At 47.3% G+C, this 17,585-nt stretch carries 22 protein-coding genes and 1 pseudogene; 6 read left to right on the top strand and 17 right to left on the bottom strand.

What is annotated here, in order from left to right; translation table 11 throughout:
- Positions 1-75: 75 nt before the first annotated feature.
- On the bottom strand, positions 76-339 hold the full coding sequence (locus E6W40_RS15915; protein WP_136606353.1) for a hypothetical protein: 264 nt from the start codon (positions 337-339) through the stop codon (positions 76-78).
- Between the two features lie 169 nt (positions 340-508).
- Here E6W40_RS15915 and E6W40_RS15920 point away from each other — a divergent pair, with 169 nt between their 5' ends.
- Complete coding sequence (locus E6W40_RS15920; protein WP_136606354.1) at positions 509-1,327, top strand: AraC family transcriptional regulator; 819 nt, start codon at positions 509-511, stop codon at positions 1,325-1,327.
- Positions 1,328-1,455: 128 nt separating this feature from the next.
- Here the strand turns inward: E6W40_RS15920 and E6W40_RS15925 are convergent.
- From E6W40_RS15925 to E6W40_RS15940, 4 genes and pseudogenes are all read right to left on the bottom strand, one after another.
- Positions 1,456-2,055 (bottom strand): annotated as a pseudogene (locus tag E6W40_RS15925) (short chain dehydrogenase).
- An 83-nt stretch (positions 2,056-2,138) separates the two neighbouring features.
- Positions 2,139-2,450 carry a hypothetical protein gene (locus E6W40_RS15930; RefSeq protein ID WP_136606355.1) on the bottom strand — a complete coding sequence of 104 codons (312 nt, stop codon included), beginning with the start codon at positions 2,448-2,450 and terminating at the stop codon, positions 2,139-2,141.
- Between the two features lie 14 nt (positions 2,451-2,464).
- The gene (locus tag E6W40_RS15935) at positions 2,465-3,409 is read right to left on the bottom strand and encodes a Gfo/Idh/MocA family protein (protein ID WP_136606356.1); all 945 of its coding nucleotides are present in this window, start codon (positions 3,407-3,409) and stop codon (positions 2,465-2,467) included.
- A gap of 85 nt (positions 3,410-3,494) precedes the next feature.
- On the bottom strand, positions 3,495-4,187 hold the full coding sequence (locus tag E6W40_RS15940) for a TerC family protein (RefSeq protein ID WP_136606357.1): 693 nt from the start codon (positions 4,185-4,187) through the stop codon (positions 3,495-3,497).
- A 371-nt stretch (positions 4,188-4,558) separates the two neighbouring features.
- Here E6W40_RS15940 and E6W40_RS15945 point away from each other — a divergent pair, with 371 nt between their 5' ends.
- Positions 4,559-5,227, top strand: coding sequence for a TVP38/TMEM64 family protein (locus E6W40_RS15945; protein WP_136606358.1), 669 nt, complete (start codon positions 4,559-4,561; stop codon positions 5,225-5,227).
- A gap of 17 nt (positions 5,228-5,244) precedes the next feature.
- Positions 5,245-6,213, top strand: coding sequence for a peptide-methionine (S)-S-oxide reductase MsrA (gene msrA / locus E6W40_RS15950; protein ID WP_136606359.1), 969 nt, complete (start codon positions 5,245-5,247; stop codon positions 6,211-6,213).
- 61 nt (positions 6,214-6,274) lie between these two features.
- Here msrA and E6W40_RS15955 read toward each other — a convergent pair whose 3' ends face one another.
- From E6W40_RS15955 to E6W40_RS15975, 5 genes are all read right to left on the bottom strand, one after another.
- Complete coding sequence (locus tag E6W40_RS15955; protein WP_168928788.1) at positions 6,275-7,159, bottom strand: IS3 family transposase; 885 nt, start codon at positions 7,157-7,159, stop codon at positions 6,275-6,277.
- On the bottom strand, positions 7,081-7,425 hold the full coding sequence (locus E6W40_RS15960) for a helix-turn-helix domain-containing protein (RefSeq protein WP_246072784.1): 345 nt from the start codon (positions 7,423-7,425) through the stop codon (positions 7,081-7,083). The genes E6W40_RS15955 and E6W40_RS15960 overlap by 79 nt, the downstream gene beginning before the upstream one ends.
- A gap of 102 nt (positions 7,426-7,527) precedes the next feature.
- A complete protein-coding gene (locus E6W40_RS15965) occupies positions 7,528-9,147 on the bottom strand; it encodes an MDR family MFS transporter (RefSeq protein WP_136606360.1) in 1,620 nt (539 codons plus the stop codon).
- A gap of 100 nt (positions 9,148-9,247) precedes the next feature.
- Positions 9,248-9,670, bottom strand: coding sequence for a MarR family winged helix-turn-helix transcriptional regulator (locus tag E6W40_RS15970; RefSeq protein ID WP_168928947.1), 423 nt, complete (start codon positions 9,668-9,670; stop codon positions 9,248-9,250).
- A 123-nt stretch (positions 9,671-9,793) separates the two neighbouring features.
- Positions 9,794-10,582 (bottom strand): lipid II flippase family protein, encoded by a 789-nt coding sequence (locus E6W40_RS15975; protein ID WP_136606362.1) that lies wholly within the window; start codon positions 10,580-10,582, stop codon positions 9,794-9,796.
- A gap of 127 nt (positions 10,583-10,709) precedes the next feature.
- Between E6W40_RS15975 and E6W40_RS15980 the strand changes: the two genes are divergently transcribed.
- Positions 10,710-11,129 carry a DUF2188 domain-containing protein gene (locus tag E6W40_RS15980; protein WP_136606363.1) on the top strand — a complete coding sequence of 140 codons (420 nt, stop codon included), beginning with the start codon at positions 10,710-10,712 and terminating at the stop codon, positions 11,127-11,129.
- Between the two features lie 78 nt (positions 11,130-11,207).
- On the opposite strand, the gene E6W40_RS15985 is transcribed toward E6W40_RS15980, so the two are convergent.
- The gene (locus tag E6W40_RS15985) at positions 11,208-11,900 is read right to left on the bottom strand and encodes a YitT family protein (protein WP_136606364.1); all 693 of its coding nucleotides are present in this window, start codon (positions 11,898-11,900) and stop codon (positions 11,208-11,210) included.
- A 518-nt stretch (positions 11,901-12,418) separates the two neighbouring features.
- Here E6W40_RS15985 and hmpA point away from each other — a divergent pair.
- Positions 12,419-13,618 carry an NO-inducible flavohemoprotein gene (gene hmpA / locus E6W40_RS15990; RefSeq protein ID WP_136606365.1) on the top strand — a complete coding sequence of 400 codons (1,200 nt, stop codon included), beginning with the start codon at positions 12,419-12,421 and terminating at the stop codon, positions 13,616-13,618.
- A gap of 125 nt (positions 13,619-13,743) precedes the next feature.
- On the opposite strand, the gene E6W40_RS15995 is transcribed toward hmpA, so the two are convergent.
- From E6W40_RS15995 to E6W40_RS16020, 6 genes are all read right to left on the bottom strand, one after another.
- Positions 13,744-14,109, bottom strand: a complete 366-nt coding sequence (locus E6W40_RS15995; RefSeq protein WP_136606366.1) for a YuzC family spore coat inner layer protein — start codon at positions 14,107-14,109, stop codon at positions 13,744-13,746.
- Positions 14,110-14,174: 65 nt separating this feature from the next.
- Positions 14,175-14,564 carry a winged helix-turn-helix transcriptional regulator gene (locus E6W40_RS16000; RefSeq protein ID WP_136606367.1) on the bottom strand — a complete coding sequence of 130 codons (390 nt, stop codon included), beginning with the start codon at positions 14,562-14,564 and terminating at the stop codon, positions 14,175-14,177.
- Between the two features lie 112 nt (positions 14,565-14,676).
- The gene (gene hxlB, locus E6W40_RS16005; protein ID WP_136606368.1) at positions 14,677-15,234 is read right to left on the bottom strand and encodes a 6-phospho-3-hexuloisomerase; all 558 of its coding nucleotides are present in this window, start codon (positions 15,232-15,234) and stop codon (positions 14,677-14,679) included.
- Positions 15,235-15,242: 8 nt separating this feature from the next.
- Positions 15,243-15,875: a 3-hexulose-6-phosphate synthase gene (hxlA, locus tag E6W40_RS16010; RefSeq protein WP_136606369.1), complete on the bottom strand. Its 633-nt coding sequence runs from the start codon at positions 15,873-15,875 to the stop codon at positions 15,243-15,245.
- 207 nt (positions 15,876-16,082) lie between these two features.
- The gene (locus E6W40_RS16015) at positions 16,083-16,469 is read right to left on the bottom strand and encodes a VOC family protein (protein WP_136606370.1); all 387 of its coding nucleotides are present in this window, start codon (positions 16,467-16,469) and stop codon (positions 16,083-16,085) included.
- A gap of 1 nt (position 16,470) precedes the next feature.
- Positions 16,471-16,968 carry a Crp/Fnr family transcriptional regulator gene (locus E6W40_RS16020; RefSeq protein WP_136606371.1) on the bottom strand — a complete coding sequence of 166 codons (498 nt, stop codon included), beginning with the start codon at positions 16,966-16,968 and terminating at the stop codon, positions 16,471-16,473.
- A gap of 193 nt (positions 16,969-17,161) precedes the next feature.
- On the opposite strand from E6W40_RS16020, the gene E6W40_RS16025 reads away from it, so the two are divergent.
- The gene (locus E6W40_RS16025; protein ID WP_136606372.1) at positions 17,162-17,554 is read left to right on the top strand and encodes a YhjD family protein; all 393 of its coding nucleotides are present in this window, start codon (positions 17,162-17,164) and stop codon (positions 17,552-17,554) included.
- Positions 17,555-17,585 lie beyond the last annotated feature (31 nt).

The raw sequence follows: 17,585 nt of genomic DNA on the forward strand, positions 1-17,585 counted from the left end.
TTTTGGATTGATGAAGATCAGTTTATTTCAGTAGATCTAGGATTCTCCCAGGAAAAATCCTTATATAGGATGGAGTTATACGAGTTCGCTTGTCAAAAGCTGTATGTCATATTCGTACTTACTCTCCAAAACCACATGTCGGCCCTCCGGATCCGCCAGCAGTTCATTCACACTGAATGCGTTTGCAGCGCAAACTCTGCTGCCCGCGCCGCAGCACGTTCCTGCACCATGTCTGTACAGGCCACCACTTCCACGGTATCGCTTTTTTAAAAAATTCCCCAAATAAATCGCACTGATATTTCCACAACCGATAATACCAGCCTTCATTTTGGTTTTCATGCGGTCAATCCCCCGTGTTGAAGAAGGTGGAATCAACAATCTAGTACCCATGGTATTCCGAATTCATTTATATTAAAATGAATAATATGATTAAAACATGAACAATCTGGTCATTATTTTTCAAAGGGCCGGATTTACTTACATTCAACGTTGTAAAAGGAGTCATTTCATGTCCACGCAAGATACAGTACACATTTATACAGCAGGATTCTCTTTTCACCACAAACCCTTTTACATGACCGAGATGAACGGTGTCAATAACTATCTGATGCGCCTCCAGACAGATGGAAGATGCCGGGCGCGTGTCGGCGGCGAGCTGGTACAGATTGAGGCGGGAGACCTGCTCATATTTTCGCCGGATGAGCCTTATGAATTGAAGATTGAAGAGGAACTTAACGCCCAGAATGAGCTTTCGGTTGAAAGCGGCGATTATCATATCTTTTTTGGCGGGGCTTGGATTGATGAGTGGTGGTCCAGTCAGAAACGCCCTACAAGAATCAAAGTACCCTTGAACGAAACCATCCTGGGCCTCTTCCGGCAGATTGTGCTGGAGCAGCGCAAGATGTCCAATCCATTTCCCGAAATATCGGGATATTACATGCGCATTTTATGTCTGGAGACAGACCGCTTGCTGCGGGAGCATCCATCCACAACCCCAAAGACATACCTTGCATACCGGATCAAGCATTACATTGAAGAGCATGCGTCCGTATCCTTCAAACTGGAGGATGTTGCTGCCTATGTTGGAATTAGCGTTTCACGTGCCGTCCATCTGTTTAAGGACGCCTTCGGCACAAGTATTATGCAGTACACACTGGACGTCCGGCTTGAGATGGCACACGAGCGGATCATTTTCAGCCCGATGTCCCTTGAAAATATCGCCGAAACTTCGGGATTTGCCAATTATACGTATTTTCACCGCGTGTTCCGCTCCCGCTTTGGAAAATCCCCCAAGGAATTTCGCATCGCAAACAGGGAGCAGATATAGTAGGACACTTTGCCCGTGGCGAACGCTCTAATCGTAAAAGTCTCCGAATACTATTTCATCCGCTTCACTTCAAATAACAAGAAAAGGCAGGCCCCTCTCATGGGCCTGCCTTTTCTATGTGACGAATCTTAGTATACGGTATAGGTTTGTCCAGTCTGCGCACCCTCGACACTCTTGCGGAATGCCTTGGCCGCCCTGGCTGCAGGAACCGGTTCAAAGCCCCGGAAGAAAGGACCATAACTGTCCATGGACTCTTCCAGGACATTCGGACTTACGTTGTTGATGCGGATGCTGCGCGGCAATTCAATCGCAGCAGCCTGAACAAACGCTCTAACCGCTCCACCTGCCATCGCAGAAGATATCCCGCCGATGATCGGATCATCCATAATAATGCCCGTTGTCAACGTAAAACTACCACGATCATTAACATAATCCAGTCCAAGCAGAACCAGATTGATTTGTCCCTTCAGCTTGCTTTGAACAGCAACTTCGTTATTTTACGGAGTAAGTTCGTTCAGCGGGCCGAAGTAAGCATTTCCGGCGGCACATATCACGGCATCCATTTTTCCCACCTTTTGATACATCGCCTTAATGCTCTCCACGGATGTGATGTCAACATTAACATCGCCTTCACTGCGGCTTGCTGAGATCACCTCATGATCTGAAGCCAGTTCATTACGAACCGCGCTCCCAAGCGTCCCGTTCACACCTACAATAAGAATCTTCATGTATGAATCCTCCATAACCCGAATCTACACTCATGATGAGCTAAATCTAGTATAGACCAATACGATGAAATCATTTCTGCAGATTAATTTTTTTGGGCTCTTCTTGAAATCGCCTCTGACACGATAAATGCCAGATCCTCATTGCCGAATAACGATAATACGCCGAGAACGGTATCATCCGGAATCGGACCCGCCTCTTCCTTCGAGACCGTCAGCTCCAGTACACGCTGCAGACGTTCATTGCTTTGCTGCTGAGGATAGGCCTGCATATACAATTCCTCAGGATTTAATCCCTCATTGATACACCACTGGGCAAATACCATGATCATCATGTCCTCATCCTGCCGGTAGCTTTCCACGATCCCGTCTTCGATTGATTTGCGGTACTCATCCATTTCCCATTTCCCCTTTACCTGTTATCGCAGACCTTTGCGGCCAGTTCGTGGCTGCACATCACCTGATCAGCCCGGATGCTGCAGTGTTCGGGGCTTCCGATACACTCCAGAAAATGATCAACCGCTCCGGCAAATCCTCTGCGCTCCAGTATCGTGTCCCAGCTGCCAAAGGTCTTGGTAACTGGAAGCACGCCGTTCTCATACAAAACTGCCTGTTCAAGGTTGGTGACCTCGACAGAACGGCCGCTTCCGTGAAGCTCTAACTTTTCAAGATCTGTCCCGGATTGCCGGACCATACCGTAGCTTCCATAACGCGCATCCTGAAAGCTCATCGCACCCGATGCATGGAGCATGCGTCCTTCCTTATCCAGTGCCAGCTGCTGCGAAGCAAGTTTGTAATCATCCCCGCCAAGCCATAGAAGAAGATCGAGCATATGAATCAGGTCATCAAATACCGTTTCTCTGCCGGAGCTGGACTGCTGCCGTGTACGATGCTTAAGCGCCGTCACCTGGTCAAAACCGCCGGCAGCTTGCATCCATGCCTTTGCTTCCCTGTACAGCGGGGCAAATCTCCGATTAAACCCAACGGCCAGGAGCAGCCCCTTATTTTCTGCCAGCGCTGCAAGCTCTCTGCATTCGGACAGATCACCGCTAAGCGGTTTATCCACATACACGGGCAGACCATGCATCAAACAAGTCTTTACCGTTTCGTAATGAGCCGCTGTCGGACTATGAACAAAAACCGCGTCCACATCCCATGACAACAATTCATTCAAATTCGTAGTTGCATTCTGAAAATGGAATCGTGCTGCTGCATGCTGCACCGTTTCTTCTGAGCGGCTCATCACACCGACGACTTCGGCATGCTCATGATGAGCAAGCAGCGGCAGGTATACCTTGTTCGCAATATCTCCGATGCCTATCATGGCGACCCGTCGCTTACGGATGTTGTCATTCATTGTGCACAACCCACCTTTCACCTTCGCACGCAAGGATCGATACACATTATACCTTCTTTAAGAAAGAAACTGAATACGAACGGCTTTAGTTCATCCTTACTGCCTGAGCTTTGGCAGCCTCGGCTTTCTTCTTCTTCATTCGGAGTCCAACCAAAACTACGGCTGCTACCACTACGAGTTCAAAAGCATATTTCAGGACTGTGCTTGTAAACATGCTGTGAATCATAGGCTCCTCCACCAGCATTTTTGAAGCGGTCCAAGCGAGTACGGCTGACCCGAAGGTAATAATGAAAGGAAAACGTTCGGTTAATTTAACAATCATCGTGCTCCCCCAAACCATAATCGGTACAGAGATCGCCAGCCCGATGATGACGAGCAGAAAGTCACCATGCGCCGCTCCGGCTACAGCCAGAACATTGTCAAGTCCCATCATGGCATCCGCGATAATAATGGTACGGATAGCTGCCCATATTTGGTTTCCTGCCGAAATATCATGCTTTTTCTCATCGATTAATAGCTTGTAGGCAATCCAGATCAGCGCCAGCCCGCCGACTAAACGCAGGCCTGGGATCAAGAGCAGCTGAACGACAAGCAATGTCGCGATGACCCGTATGACTACCGCACCAACCGTCCCCCACAGTATTACCTTTTTCTGATCTTCTTTTCTGACATTGCGTGCGGCAAGACCGATCACGATGGCATTGTCTCCAGCCAGTACCAGATCGATGACGACAATAGACAACAAGGCTGTCCAAAATGCCATGGTTAACAACTCCATTTTTCTTCCACCTCTCCTGTTTTGGGATATTCATCCCGGATTAAAATGGTTGCTATGACTAGCCCGCCGCATTAAAAAAAGCGCCCCTTACCTTCATTAGGTAATGGCGCTTTTAATCCCACCAAAAAAGACCTTTACCTAATGAAAATCAGGCAAAGGTCTCGCAAAACAACGTTTAAGTTGCCAATAAAGCCGGGGATACGATCCCGTAATGACGACTTTATTGCATGAGCTACTCCCCTTTGGGAACTATTCACTTATTGGAATCATTATAGCAAACACCTTTGGAAATTTCCATGGTTTTATTTTTCACTTCTGCATTTGGTATGATATACATTAGAAACAATGATGATCAGCAGAAAGGAAACAGCATGAACAAATGGATGCTCGCCGCCTTGTATGCGGTTGTTCTTATGATTACTTATATATACCGGAATCCGATTGTGGACTATATGCATCAGCATGGTTCCTTTCCTGTCCTCGTGGGTCTGGCAACCCTGATTGCCCTGTTTCCGATTATTCCTTACAAGCTGGTGATTGCCGCGCTTGGCTATTCCTTCGGGACGGTCTGGGCTGCAGGCATCAGCTGGCTGGGTACGATGATCGCCGCGACAATTATTTACGCGTTGGTAAGAACGGTTTTCCGGAAACAGGGACAGCAATATCTGGGCAGATTTAAATCCCTGCAGACATTCACCTCATGGGTGGAGTCCCGTCCTTTTGTCAGCGTTGCCGCTGGACGCTTGATTCCTTTTATTCCACAAATGGCTGTGAATGTGTTCGCAGGCGTTGCTTCCATTCCCTTCTGGACTTATACGGCTGCTTCCGGCATCGGAAAGCTTCCAGGTATTTTTCTGTATGCTTTTCTTGGCGGACAAGGCGGGCGTCATCCGATGGTTTCCATTCTGGTCGCGGCCGGTTATATATTACTGCTCGGATTGATGTTTATCCTATACAGGAAAAAGGGACGTTCAACACACTCGCATGGCCGGGTTCTTGGTTCCACCATGCAGATCGATTATAATGAAGAAGAGAAATAAAGAAACGGAGTGATATCATGAGCGATTCACAAGCGGTTCATCAGGAAAAAGCGACCTTTGCAGGCGGATGCTTTTGGTGCATGGTAGCCCCGTTCGAAGAGCTGCCCGGCATTATCAAAGTTGAATCAGGCTATACGGGCGGCCATACCGAGAACCCTACCTATGAAGAAGTTTGCTCCCATACAACCGGGCATGTCGAAGCTGTGCAGATTACCTACAACCCGGATATTTTTCCTTACGAAAAGCTGCTGGAGCTTTTTTGGCAGCAGATTGACCCTACAGATGAAGGCGGCCAGTTCCATGACCGTGGACATTCTTACCAGACTGCAGTCTTTTACCATACGGAAGAGCAGCGAGTTCAGGCCGAGGCTTCCAAGGTCAAGCTGGCGGAGAGCGGACGTTTCAACAAACCGATCGTAACGCCGATTCTGCCTGCGAAGCCCTTCTATGCAGCTGAAGATTACCATCAGGATTACCACAAAAAAAATCCGGGACATTACAAGCGCTACCGTAAAGGCTCCGGCCGGGATGACTATTTGGAAAGTCATTGGACTCCTGAAAAGAACAAAGCTGAGCTGAAGCAGCGTTTGACTTCGATTCAATATGAGGTTACCCAAAACAATGCCACCGAAGCGCCATTTCAAAATGATTTTTGGGATCACCATGGGGATGGAATCTATGTGGATATCGTTTCCGGAGAGCCCTTGTTCAGTTCGCAGGACAAATATGATTCCGGCTGCGGCTGGCCAAGCTTCACCCGTCCAATCCGTGATTACAGTGTCAAGGAAAAGATGGACCTCACCCATATGATGGTGCGGACAGAAGTTCGCAGTAAAGGCTCCGATTCCCATCTGGGTCATGTGTTTGACGACGGTCCCGGACCTAATGGTCTGCGCTACTGCATCAACTCTGCAGCTCTTAAATTCGTTCCAAAGGAAGAACTGGAGCAGCAGGGCTACGGCGAATATAAAGTGTTGTTTAATTAAGAATTCAAAAAAGCCTGGGGTCTTTGGTCAAGACCCCATTTAGTGGACATTGAAAAAACACCTAGGCTGCAAACTGGCGCCGGTACTGTACCGGCGTCAGTTTGTTTAATTTACGCTGCGGTCGCCTTTGGTTGTAAAATTGTATGTACTTCTCAATTCTCCTTTGTGCCTCTGCCAGATTTCGGATATCATAGGGATAGAGCCCTTCCGTTTTGAGATGCGAGAAGAAGCTCTCCATGGAGGCGTTGTCTAGGCAATTGCCCCGGCGAGACATGCTGATTTGGGCGCTAACCTTTGGCAGCATGTCGTGGTAAGCATGAGACGTGTACTGGAACCCTTGGTCGCTGTGAACGACCAATCCGGACACGTCTTTTCGCTTAGCAAATGCTTTAGCGAACGTCTGAAGTACCAGTTCATTATCGTTACGTTCGCTAAGTTGGTAGGCCACAATCTCGTTATTGAATAGGTCTTTCACTGCCGAAAGATACAGCCAGCGCTCGCCTATCCGGTATTGAGTCACATCCGTCACCCATTTCTGGTTTGGTTTTTCGGCTGTGAAATTTCGCTTAAGCAGATTATCAGCCACGCGCTCGGCAGCCTGGTATGTCATATTAAATCGACGTTTCCGGCGAATGCTGGCTTGAAGACCAAGCTTTTGCATTAGGCGCAGTACTTTCTTGTGATTCATCCATACACCTTCATCCTGCCACAAGAAAAGTTGGATCTGACGGTAGCCATACTTTCCTTCGTAGCGTTGATACACGGTGCGAAGGAGTCGTTTAGCCTCGGCATCTCGGTCATTCTTCTTCCTCTTCAAATACGCGTAATAGCCACTTCTAGAGACGCCAAGGAGCTTGCAGTGTTCGGCTACTTGGCCGACATTCGCTGCTTGTTCGATAAGCTTGAAGCGCTGTTCTTTCCCTCCTGCATCCAGATTTCCAAACACTTTTTTAGCATCGTATTCTCCCGTTTCAACTGCTGAACATATCGCTCTTGATCTAAATATTCCTTCCGCCTTCCTCGTTGATCCAGTAAACCAAACTCACCCTTTTCACGGTATTTTCGCATCCAACGCTTCATCCGACTCTGGTCTTGGATTCCCAAATGATCGTTGATTTGCCGATACGTCCATTTTTCCTCTACGTGCAAACGGATTGCCTCCATCTTGAGTTCCTCAGAGTACGTCTTAAACTTTTGACCTTTTATAGCCATAAAAAATACACCCCCTAGAATTCATCGGTTAAACCAAGGGGTTTTTCCAATGTCTATTCTAAGGGGTGCACTTCACTTTGAGCCCCAGGCTTTTTTGCTTGCTTACACGGATGATGCGGTTGTTGCTTTGTCAGTCTGTCCCTGCTTTTGCGTTTCCGGAAGCTTATTAGAGGTCCGCAGCGGAATTTCACGCAGGAAGAAGGTCAGCACGAGCGCTACGGCCACGAGAGCTGCTCCTGACAAGAAAACTGTCGTCAGTGAAGAGCTTAGTGCATGCTTCAGCGTATCGATCATTTGCGTCAGCACCGACTGCACTTCTTGCGGCATCGTTTCCTGCAGTTTGTGAAGCTTTGGCTGATCAAGCAGCATTTCCGGATTTTGGAATGGCGCCAGCTGTTTGGCCAGCTCCGGATCCAGATTCTTCATGTCGACACCTTTACCGGATGTCATCGCATCCTTCATATGCCCCGTAAGACTTGATGTCATAATGGTTCCCATAACCGCAATCCCAATGGTACCGCCCAAATTCCGGAATAACTGTGATGAAGCGGTAGCAACACCAAGCTGGTCAGGTCTGACCGCATTTTGCACGGTCAGGGAGAATACCGGCATGCCAATACCCAGTCCCAGTCCGAATACGATCATGGCAATGACGGCCAGCCATACGCTGTTCATGAGGGCCATGATAAGCATACCAATGATCATGATTGGAATACCGGCCAGAGCAAATCTTTTGTATTTGCCTGTTTTGGTAATCATCCTGCCAATGATCGTACTTACGATAACCATGGATATCGACATCGGCATGGTTACATAACCGGAATATGTCGGTGAAATGCCTTCAACGCCCTGTACGAAGAAAGGCAGATAGATGAGCGCTCCCATCATGCCTGCGTTCATGATAAAGCCGATTGTGTTCGAGATGGTTACGATATCATTGCGGAACAGTGACAATGGAAGAACCGGACTTTTCACAACTCTTTCCACTAGTATGAATAGAATCAGGAACACAACCGCTCCACCGAACAGACTCAGAATCTGCCATGATCCCCAATCATATTTCGTGCCTGCCCAGGAGAAGCCGAGCAGCAGCGGTACAATGGTCAACGTCAGGAACAAGGAGCCGAAATAGTCGATTTTCTCGGACTTTTTGCGCACACCTTTTGGAAACAGCATCATAATCATGATAAATGCCACAACCCCGAGTGGAAGGAAAATCCAGAACAGCCACTTCCACTCCATATTATCGACAAGCCAGCCGCCAAGCGTTGGTCCGAGTACGCTGGAGAAGCCAAAAACAGCCATCATAATCCCCGTCCACTTTCCTCTTTCGCGAGGAGAGAACAAATCACCCACAGCAGTAAAAGCGGATGCCATAATGATCCCCGCACCGATCCCCTGAATCCCCCGGTACGTAATGAGTTGGAAAATATCTCTGGAAAAACCGCTTAGAAATGCACCGATGATAAAAAATACGATACCCGCTAATATAAACGGCTTGCGCCCGTAAATATCCGATAGCTTACCAACGAGAACCGTTGCGATTGTAGAGGTCAACATATAAATGGTGATGACCCACGTGTAGTAGTCCATGCCGCCGAGAATGGCGATAATGCGCGGCATAGCCGTACTGACAATGGTCTGATTGATTGCGGAGAAAAACATGGCAGCAATGATCGCAATCATGATTGTCACTTTCCTCTTTTGGGATAAATCCTCCAAATGTACTCCACTCCTTGTTTTCAATGAATGTATATTTTTTGTTGCTCTTATGTAATCTCACAGCTGCAGATGCCCTGCTGCTATAAATGCAGCCTGAGCGTTAATTCATTTGCTGTCCAACCATCTTTTCACATAATTCGGTGAACATACGCACTTCGTCAGGCTCAAGACGGGATAAATGCTCCTTAAGACATGCATCCCTTTTTTGGACGGCTTGTGCCAGAACCTCTTCGCCTTGCAGCGTTGCTTCTACCAAAATCACTCTACGGTCTGCAGGATCATGGGAACGCGAAACATAACCGGCCTTTTCCAGACGGTCCACCATAACGGTAACAGCGCTAGGTTTCACTTCCAGCCGATCTGCGACCTGTGTCAGATTGCATTTTTGTTCTCCATGGATGTAGTTGAGCATAAATAATTGCGGTCCGGTCAGATAATCCTGCATTTCCTTACAGATATCCGTCTCCAGACTCCGCCAGAATGATTTCACGGCAGCATATAGCCGGTTCGCAAGCGCGTCCATTCCCGATCCCCCTTTCATGTCCAATTAGTAAGGTTAACTATTATTTCAATGGTTTAAATATTAAAATCTTTAAGGGCTTATGTCAACCCTGTTATATGTAAATTTTTTCAACTTGTTTCGGGCTCATCCTATGATCCAGCCAATCCAATACGCACAAGGCACCAGCAGCAGTTGGGCGAGCATCGTCCCCGCCATTCGCGAAACCATCATAAGTCCGAATACACGGTTGATGCGTCCAAGTCCTTCCTCCCCGCGCAAGGCTTTATCCGAAAGCAATGCAATCCGCGGATCAATCAACAGCGTCAGTAGAATTGTTGCCAGTCCATTAATCAATCCCGAAGAAGTCGAAGCAGTCAGCCTGAAGGCAGGCCATAAATATGCTGCATACAAGGAAGAAAGAACCCCCACAGTGTAGATCGCGGTTACCGTCATATTGAGCAGCATCAATCTTCTTGGCAAGGGTCCATCAAACAGAGAATGCAGCATCCGGAAGGTCGGCCGTTTGAAATAAGTCATTCCATTTTTCCATTTGGAGAAGGACATTAGATTTCTGGTCATTTTCGGTATAGAACCGGCGGCTTCCAGATGGACAATCATTCTAGAGCAGAGCCTAACGACACTGGGAAACAGAAACATGGCCAGCAATGATCCTGCAGTCGCAGCAGCAATAATACCATGAAGTTTTGGCTCCAGATGAAAAGCAGCGGATTTCAACGCTTTATCCACCATGTTTCCGACCATCGGCCCTTGAGCTATATTGGAAGTCCGGGACACCAGAACAAGCAGTCCTGAGAGTGACAAAGCGAGCGTAATCCGCCGGCTGCGGAGTCCACCTAATCGCAAAGCATAAGAAAGACTGTCTACTGTATGTATCACTACCGTAAACATAAGGATCATGAACAGTTGTATCATGGGGAAGCTCCTTTTCATCAAATTATTTTTCCATTATAAACCAATCGTTACAAAAATCTACCGTTTGATTCATCCTGCCCCGGGTAATATACGGGTAAAAGCAAACACCAATCAGGAGGGAAACCATATGCCATGGAATAAACACGACTACCCTGTCTCTATGAAAAATCTGGACGCCAGAATAAGAAATAAAGCGGTTGATATTGCAAATGCGCTGCTGGATGAAGGCTATGAGGAAGGCCGTGCCATTGCGATTGCCACAGCCCAGGCCGAAAAATGGGATCAAGACCACCCTCGTTCAGATCATGATTCAGGCCTTCAGGATTCGAAATCAGGCAATTCAGGGCGAAGAAGTCAACCCAATCTGCATGTCGTCTCCTCGGATGAAGGCTGGGCTTTGAAGGAAGAAGGCCGCGACAAGCCTCTGTCCACTTTTGACACAAAAAAGGAAGCTCTTGAGGAAGCCAAACAGCAGGCATCGAAAAACGGAGTCAATACGATTATTCATGGTGAAGATGGACGTATTCAGACCACAAAGAGCTCGTAGACCAATACACATAAGATATTCTGTATTCCAAAAAAAACCGCCTGATTCTCAGAAGAACAAGAATCAGGCGGTTATCTGTTAGTGAGCACTCCGCACCGCATGAACGGGTTTAGAGGCAGCTTTCTGGGATTGAGCCGGTTCGGGTATCGCGGTAACATCCGCTTTTCCCATACGGAATGTGAATGTAAATGTTATGGTCTGCCCGGCAATGCCAACCGCCAAAATCGTAAACAATGTTTCTTTCAGCGGTAAATAGAACAGAGACAGCAGCAGCACGGCGGCATCCATTAAAATAAACACGGTACCTACCTTCAAACCACTCCAGCGGCTAATGAGCAGCGATAAAATATCATCTCCACCGGTGGCTCCCCCAAATCGGAGAACCAGTCCTGTGGCGAACCCTGTGACCAAACCGGACAACAGCGCAGCCAGCAGCAGATTGTTGTGCAGGTCAATGACCAGCACTGAATAGCGTTCCAATAATTCGTAAAAGATAGAAAACGAAAAGGTCGCGAGCAGTGTATTCATCACGAATTTACGGCCTTTCAAAAACATGGCGATCAGAATAACCGGTATGTCCAGGATCAGCATGCTTAACGAGGGATTCAGACCCAGCACATACTTACCAAGCAGGGACAAACCTACGAATCCGCCCTCTGATAAATGATTTTGAAAATTGATGTGATAATACGCAAATGCTAGCAAAAATGTTCCGAACAGCATTATAACGATTGGTGCAAGCTTAGAAATAAAATGGTCTTTCTTCCTCATACAGGTTCCCTCTCATCGCAGTAGGTTAGTCATGGATGTGACAAACCACTGTGAAAAGGCAGAAACCTGCAGGACCGAATCCTTCGCATCTTGAGCTTCCTTCTTTCGCAGAGTTTGTCATACGTCCTTGGAGTGTCTAGTTGACTGTATACTCTACGAAAGGGAGCTAAGTGTAAGAGAGATCATAACGTTTCCAAATCGTCCTTTGGGGATTGTTCCTTCGGGGACACATGGTATCCTGATCCTTTCTTTGTTTGTTTAGTTTCTTCTCTTATTATAACACAATCCATGCAGGTGCTAAACAACTTGCTTGCTGTAATTGAAAAAAAACAAAATTTGCATTTAAAATTCATCAAACCGACTCACCATCTGAGTGATTTGTGAGACATGTCCTTGCCAAGTTCCTGAGTTCACATATTGTCTAACTTTAATGTGATCGGAATCACAATTACGTATTTTCACTTTTCCTATACTGAATAAGAAAGCACCGAAACATAACAAAGGAAAGAGGAATTCGCATGCTATCTAAAGAGACCATCGACATTATAAAATCAACGGTTCCTGTCTTGGAAATTCACGGTAAAACGATTACGACTACCTTTTATCAAATGCTGTTCGATAGTCATCCTGAACTGCTGAACATATTCAATCATGCCAACCAACGAGAAGGCAAACAGCCGCAAGCTCTTGCGAATGCGGTGTATGCAGCCGCTGCTCATATCGATCATTTGGAGGATATTCTGCCTGTCGTCAAGCAAATCGGGCAAAAGCACCGGGCGCTGAATATTTTGCCAGAGCATTATCCGATTGTCGGGGAGAACCTGCTTGGCGCCATTAAGAAGGTCCTCGGTGATGCTGCTACGCCTGAAATTCTGGATGCATGGGCACAGGCCTACGGTATGATCGCCGATGCCTTTATCAGTGTAGAAGCCGAGATGTACCAGGAAGCCGAGAATACTCCGGGCGGCTGGCGGGGATTCCGTCCTTTCGTGGTGGAACGCAAAATCAAAGAAAGCGACGTGATCACCTCCTTCTATTTAAAACCGCAGGATGGCGGCGCGATCTCAAGCTACCTTCCGGGCCAGTACATTACTGTACGAGTTCAGCCCGACAATGAATCTTATACCCATATCCGTCATTACAGCTTGTCTGCAGCTCCCGGTGAGGATTACTACCGGATTTCGGTCAAGCGTGAAGATGCAGCTCCCGGTAAACCTGCAGGGCTCGTGTCTACCTATTTGCATAATTCCGTGAATGAAGGAGATGTGCTGGAGATAAGCGCTCCGGCCGGATCATTCACATTGGATCAAGATCAGAACATCCCGCTTGTTCTGATCAGCGGCGGCGTTGGCTTGACTCCAATGATCAGCATGCTGGAAACTGTGCTGAAAGAACAGCCTGAACGTGAGGTTACTTTTATCCATGCGGCTATTAATGAAGGATTCCATGCGATGAGAGAGCATATCGAGCAGTTGGATGCGGCGCATCAACCTATGAAATCTTATGTTTGCTATGAGAAACCACTGGATCAAAGCCTTTGCCATAAGATTGGCTACATCGATCTTCCTTGGCTTCAAAAGGTCACTTCCAAAGAATCAGATTTCTATTTCTGCGGTCCTGTGCCATTTATGCGTGCAGTGAATCAGGCCTTGCAGGCTTGGGGCATTCCCGCCGAGCGGATTCACTATGAATTCTTCGGGCCAGCCGGAAGCCTGTAACGCAGGCTCTTAAGCAAGTGATTGGAAACACAAATCAAGGGATACCTCTCCTCATACGGACAGGTATCCCTTATTAAGTATGCTCTTGTCTGAATGTTGTCATATTGCCCTGTGCTACACGATATTTATCCCCATTTCAGAAACATAGCCAACTTGCAGCATGGGGTGTTTTGAACTTTGGGGTCCACCGTAATTCCAATCCCGCTTGGAGAAAATTCGGATTGGATTGTCGCATTGGAGCTGATCGTTTTCATTAACCGGTCAACTTCCTGCTTATTGCCTGCTTGGGCCGCAGTCATGACCTGAACTGCAAACGAATGCTCGGACAGTTTGTTCAAGATCCGGTAGCCCTCTTCCATTAGCTTGTAATAGTCCTGTATCGAGTGGTTCAAGATATCGGTCTTTACCTGCGGGTACTCGCGAATCCAATAATGGGTATGAGGATATGAATAGGGGAAAACAGAATATCCGTAATTTGGGGGGTAACTCATCTGAGTTATCTCCTTTCTGTGTGTACAGATAACCCATTATATGTGCCTGCATATCTTTTGTGAGATCATTTGCTCATCACGAACGTTTCAACCGGACTAGCATCCTTCCATATGACATTCTCACCGTAATTTTTACCCCAATCGTACATCATCCGCAGCACCGGCATTAGAGACTGGCCGTATTCTGTCAGCGTGTATTCCACTCTGGGCGGAACCTCAGGGTACACTTTTCTCGAGATCAATTGATCATCTTCCAGTTCGCGAAGCTGATTGGTGAGCATTTTTTGCGTAATATGCGGGATTAACTTTTTAAGCTCGCCAAATCGCTTTGTTCCATCCAGTCCCAAATGCCACAGTATGATCAATTTCCATTTGCCGCCGATGACGGCAAGCGTCAATTCCTTCTCACAGTTAATTTCCTTAAGATTGATACGGTCTTTAATTTCTGTTGCCATGATGCCACCTCCCTCATTAGGATACTACATTTATTGCTCCTAAATCTAATGCAATAAAACTCCACTGCAAGCAGTGGAGTTTTCCAATCTATCTTTTTTCAGAATTTGCGGTTTACTCCAAGTTTGCATGTCTTCCGTACATTTGCCTGGAGCTCTGATCCTTCTGATCCATTAATCTGAGAATAACGGCATCATATAAAATGATGAGTGTCTGTTCGAACAGCGATGCCATCGGCTGAATGGTTGCATCACCCGCATTTGCCTGATCCTTCGGCGATCCGGGCAGCTTTACCGAGAAATCAGACAAGCTGCCTAACGACGAATCAGGCTGGATGGTTACCGTAACCACCGTTGCTCCCAGTTGCTTCGCCTTTCGGGCCATTGCGACCAGGCTTTGAGTCTCGCCTGAGCCAGAACCAATGATAAGCAGGTCGTCAGGACCAATACCCGGTGTCACCGTTTCACCCACAACAAAAGCGTTAATTCCCATATGCATAAGACGCATTGCAAACGCCCGTCCCATAAAACCGGATCTTCCGGCGCCTGCGAAAAACACTTTTCCTGCCATCTGGATCACGTCTGCCAAACGTTCAGCTTCTTCCTCCGAAATGAGTGTGACAGAGCGCTGCAGCTCCTTCACGATTTCGGCAGCATATTTCACCGTTTTCATCAAACTGTTTACGCCTGGCTTACCAGTTGCTTCATTTCGGACGCCACTGCCCGCTTGTCCTCTTGGCTAGTTATTCCGCCACCAACAATAATAAGGTCTGGACCTGCAGCGATAACCTGAGGCAGCGTACTCAGCTTAATGCCGCCGGCGATAGCCGTTTTGGCCAGTTTCACCACACGCTTAATCGTAAGCAGGTCGTCAAAAGAACTGATACCTGCCGCTTGATGGTCATACCCGGAATGCACGCAAATATAATCCACGCCCATTTGGTCGATTTCCCGGGCTCTTTCCTCGATATTTTTGACATTGATCATGTCCACCATTACCTTGGTGTTCTGCTTCTTGGCTTCCTCAACCGCGCCTTGAATCGTCGAATCATCCGACACACCCAGCACCGTAATGATGCTCGCTCCCGCTTCGGATGCCTTCATCACTTCGTAACCGCCTGCATCCATAATTTTTAAATCAGCCAGCACACGCAGAGAAGGAAAAGCTTCCTTCAGTTCTTTCACGGCGCGAAGTCCCTCATTAATGACGATTGGAGTTCCAATTTCGACGATATCTATATATTCTGCTACCTCATTTACGATTTCTTTTGCGCCTGGGATATCTACAAGATCGAGTGCCAATTGAAGTTCCATATGATTGTTTCTCTCCTCATTTATTTACTTGGTCATTAACCACAACCTCATTTTAAATACTAATTTTCTTTTTCGTAAGTAGGCACTATTTAGTAAGGAAGTTACCTGGACGATACTATTGGACCCTGATTGGCATAAAAAAGGGATCCTATCGGGATCCCCATTACCTCTATTCGATATTCAGATGTAATTTGACCCTGCAAGTCCCTAGACTCCGCAGGCAAGCTCTACCTTGACCCGGTCCGGATCCTCAAAAAACACCGCATAATGCTCCGGGCCGCCAGCATATGGATATTTATCCTCATACAAGACAGGTATGCCTTTTTCCTTAAGTGTGTTGGCCATCTCATCGATCTGACTGCGCGACTCTGCATGAAAAGCCAAATGATTGAGTCCAGTTGCCTTCCGGTGGTATGGAACGTTCTTAAATCGTTCTTCCGTTTGCACAAATACCAGGTAGGTCCCTCCCTGCTTGAAGCTGAACCCATGCTCCCATTCCTGGAAAATACTATAGCCAAGCCCGCTCAGAAACCATTCCCAAAACTCCCGGCTGCGCCGTAAATCTGATACATTGAGCTCCACATGATGCAACATACTAATGCCCCCTCAGCAAGCGGTTTATGGTTTCTCGCCGCACTCCGATCAATTGACCAATCTCCTCCTGTGTTAACAGCTCGGTAAAATGAACGCCATGCGAATAATCGTCCAACCACTCGGACAACAGCTCAAGACGCTCCGCGGGTGTCCCTACCGTCAGATGATCCAGCCTTTTTTGCATAAAACGAACCTTCTCCTGAAGCAGGAGCGCGATTTCAAGCGCCTTCCCCGGATTCTCCTTCACATCGCGGTACCATTCTTCAGCCGGAATCCTCTCTACTTCGCTTCGCATCAGGGCGATCGCCGTTCCATGAGCTTCCTTGGGGGTAATCAGCGAATGATGCGGCACTGTTTCCCCGGCATACAATATATTAAAAAGTACCATATTTCCATTTTCGTGAAGACGTGTGACTTTAAATAGCCCACTCTTGATATGGTATAAATATTCTCCTCCGTCACCCTGGTGGAATAATATTTCCCCTTTATGCAAAATCATATAATATCCTCCCCCCGATACTGATATAAAGTGCTGCTGGCTCGGGCCGCCAATTCTTCATTTATTATACCAGAAAGATCAGGCATCTTTTCCAGTGATTTAACCCTTGTCATCATACATACTTTTCACGTAACATGAATATAAATAGAACATATGTTCCGTATTCTTATTCCTGTATCAAGGAAGTGCTTCCATGAAAGCATCATCCCTTCCCCCAACCCCGGCCGAAGAGGACACTCTGCTGGTCAAAACCTATCTGCTGCATGTAATTCTGCTGGATGTACTGGAGCGGGATATCCGCACGCTGGGTACCCTTGCCCTGAAGCTGCCTGATGTCTACATCCGCGGGCTATCCGGTGTGCAAAACAGAGTCATTTACCGACTCACAGCCATCCGGAAGGATATGCGAAACCGCGGTATTCGGGTGTATGAAGAAAACCGGAATACGAAAGGCGTAGAAGCTCTTTATTTATGCCGGGGTTATCAGCGACGGTTTTTCATGCTGTGGTCCTATGTAAAAGCGGAGACGGCTTCCGAGCTTTGCGTTTACCTGGGAATCAGCCTGACCTCGGAGGATGGCAAATAAAAGACGCATCCTATGAATGCTCATAGAATGC

Source organism: Paenibacillus dokdonensis (genome assembly GCF_004916975.1).
GTDB classification, from domain to species: domain Bacteria; phylum Bacillota; class Bacilli; order Paenibacillales; family Paenibacillaceae; genus Paenibacillus_AQ; species Paenibacillus_AQ dokdonensis.

Coding starts and splice junctions, on each gene's coding strand:
- msrA (WP_136606359.1), top strand. CDS start 5,245: ATGAGCGATTCACAAGCGGTTCATCAGGAAAAAGCGACCTTTGCAGGC.
- E6W40_RS15960 (WP_246072784.1), bottom strand. CDS start 7,425: ATGGCTATAAAAGGTCAAAAGTTTAAGACGTACTCTGAGGAACTCAAG.
- E6W40_RS15970 (WP_168928947.1), bottom strand. CDS start 9,670: ATGGACGCGCTTGCGAACCGGCTATATGCTGCCGTGAAATCATTCTGG.
- E6W40_RS15980 (WP_136606363.1), top strand. CDS start 10,710: ATGCCATGGAATAAACACGACTACCCTGTCTCTATGAAAAATCTGGAC.
- E6W40_RS15935 (WP_136606356.1), bottom strand. CDS start 3,409: ATGAATGACAACATCCGTAAGCGACGGGTCGCCATGATAGGCATCGGA.
- E6W40_RS15930 (WP_136606355.1), bottom strand. CDS start 2,450: ATGGATGAGTACCGCAAATCAATCGAAGACGGGATCGTGGAAAGCTAC.
- E6W40_RS15920 (WP_136606354.1), top strand. CDS start 509: ATGTCCACGCAAGATACAGTACACATTTATACAGCAGGATTCTCTTTT.
- hxlA (WP_136606369.1), bottom strand. CDS start 15,875: ATGGAACTTCAATTGGCACTCGATCTTGTAGATATCCCAGGCGCAAAA.
- E6W40_RS15915 (WP_136606353.1), bottom strand. CDS start 339: ATGAAAACCAAAATGAAGGCTGGTATTATCGGTTGTGGAAATATCAGT.
- E6W40_RS16000 (WP_136606367.1), bottom strand. CDS start 14,564: ATGGCAACAGAAATTAAAGACCGTATCAATCTTAAGGAAATTAACTGT.
- hxlB (WP_136606368.1), bottom strand. CDS start 15,234: ATGAAAACGGTGAAATATGCTGCCGAAATCGTGAAGGAGCTGCAGCGC.
- E6W40_RS15940 (WP_136606357.1), bottom strand. CDS start 4,187: ATGGAGTTGTTAACCATGGCATTTTGGACAGCCTTGTTGTCTATTGTC.
- E6W40_RS15975 (WP_136606362.1), bottom strand. CDS start 10,582: ATGATACAACTGTTCATGATCCTTATGTTTACGGTAGTGATACATACA.
- E6W40_RS16020 (WP_136606371.1), bottom strand. CDS start 16,968: ATGATTTTGCATAAAGGGGAAATATTATTCCACCAGGGTGACGGAGGA.
- hmpA (WP_136606365.1), top strand. CDS start 12,419: ATGCTATCTAAAGAGACCATCGACATTATAAAATCAACGGTTCCTGTC.
- E6W40_RS15995 (WP_136606366.1), bottom strand. CDS start 14,109: ATGAGTTACCCCCCAAATTACGGATATTCTGTTTTCCCCTATTCATAT.
- E6W40_RS15985 (WP_136606364.1), bottom strand. CDS start 11,900: ATGAGGAAGAAAGACCATTTTATTTCTAAGCTTGCACCAATCGTTATA.
- E6W40_RS16015 (WP_136606370.1), bottom strand. CDS start 16,469: ATGTTGCATCATGTGGAGCTCAATGTATCAGATTTACGGCGCAGCCGG.
- E6W40_RS16025 (WP_136606372.1), top strand. CDS start 17,162: ATGAAAGCATCATCCCTTCCCCCAACCCCGGCCGAAGAGGACACTCTG.
- E6W40_RS15945 (WP_136606358.1), top strand. CDS start 4,559: ATGAACAAATGGATGCTCGCCGCCTTGTATGCGGTTGTTCTTATGATT.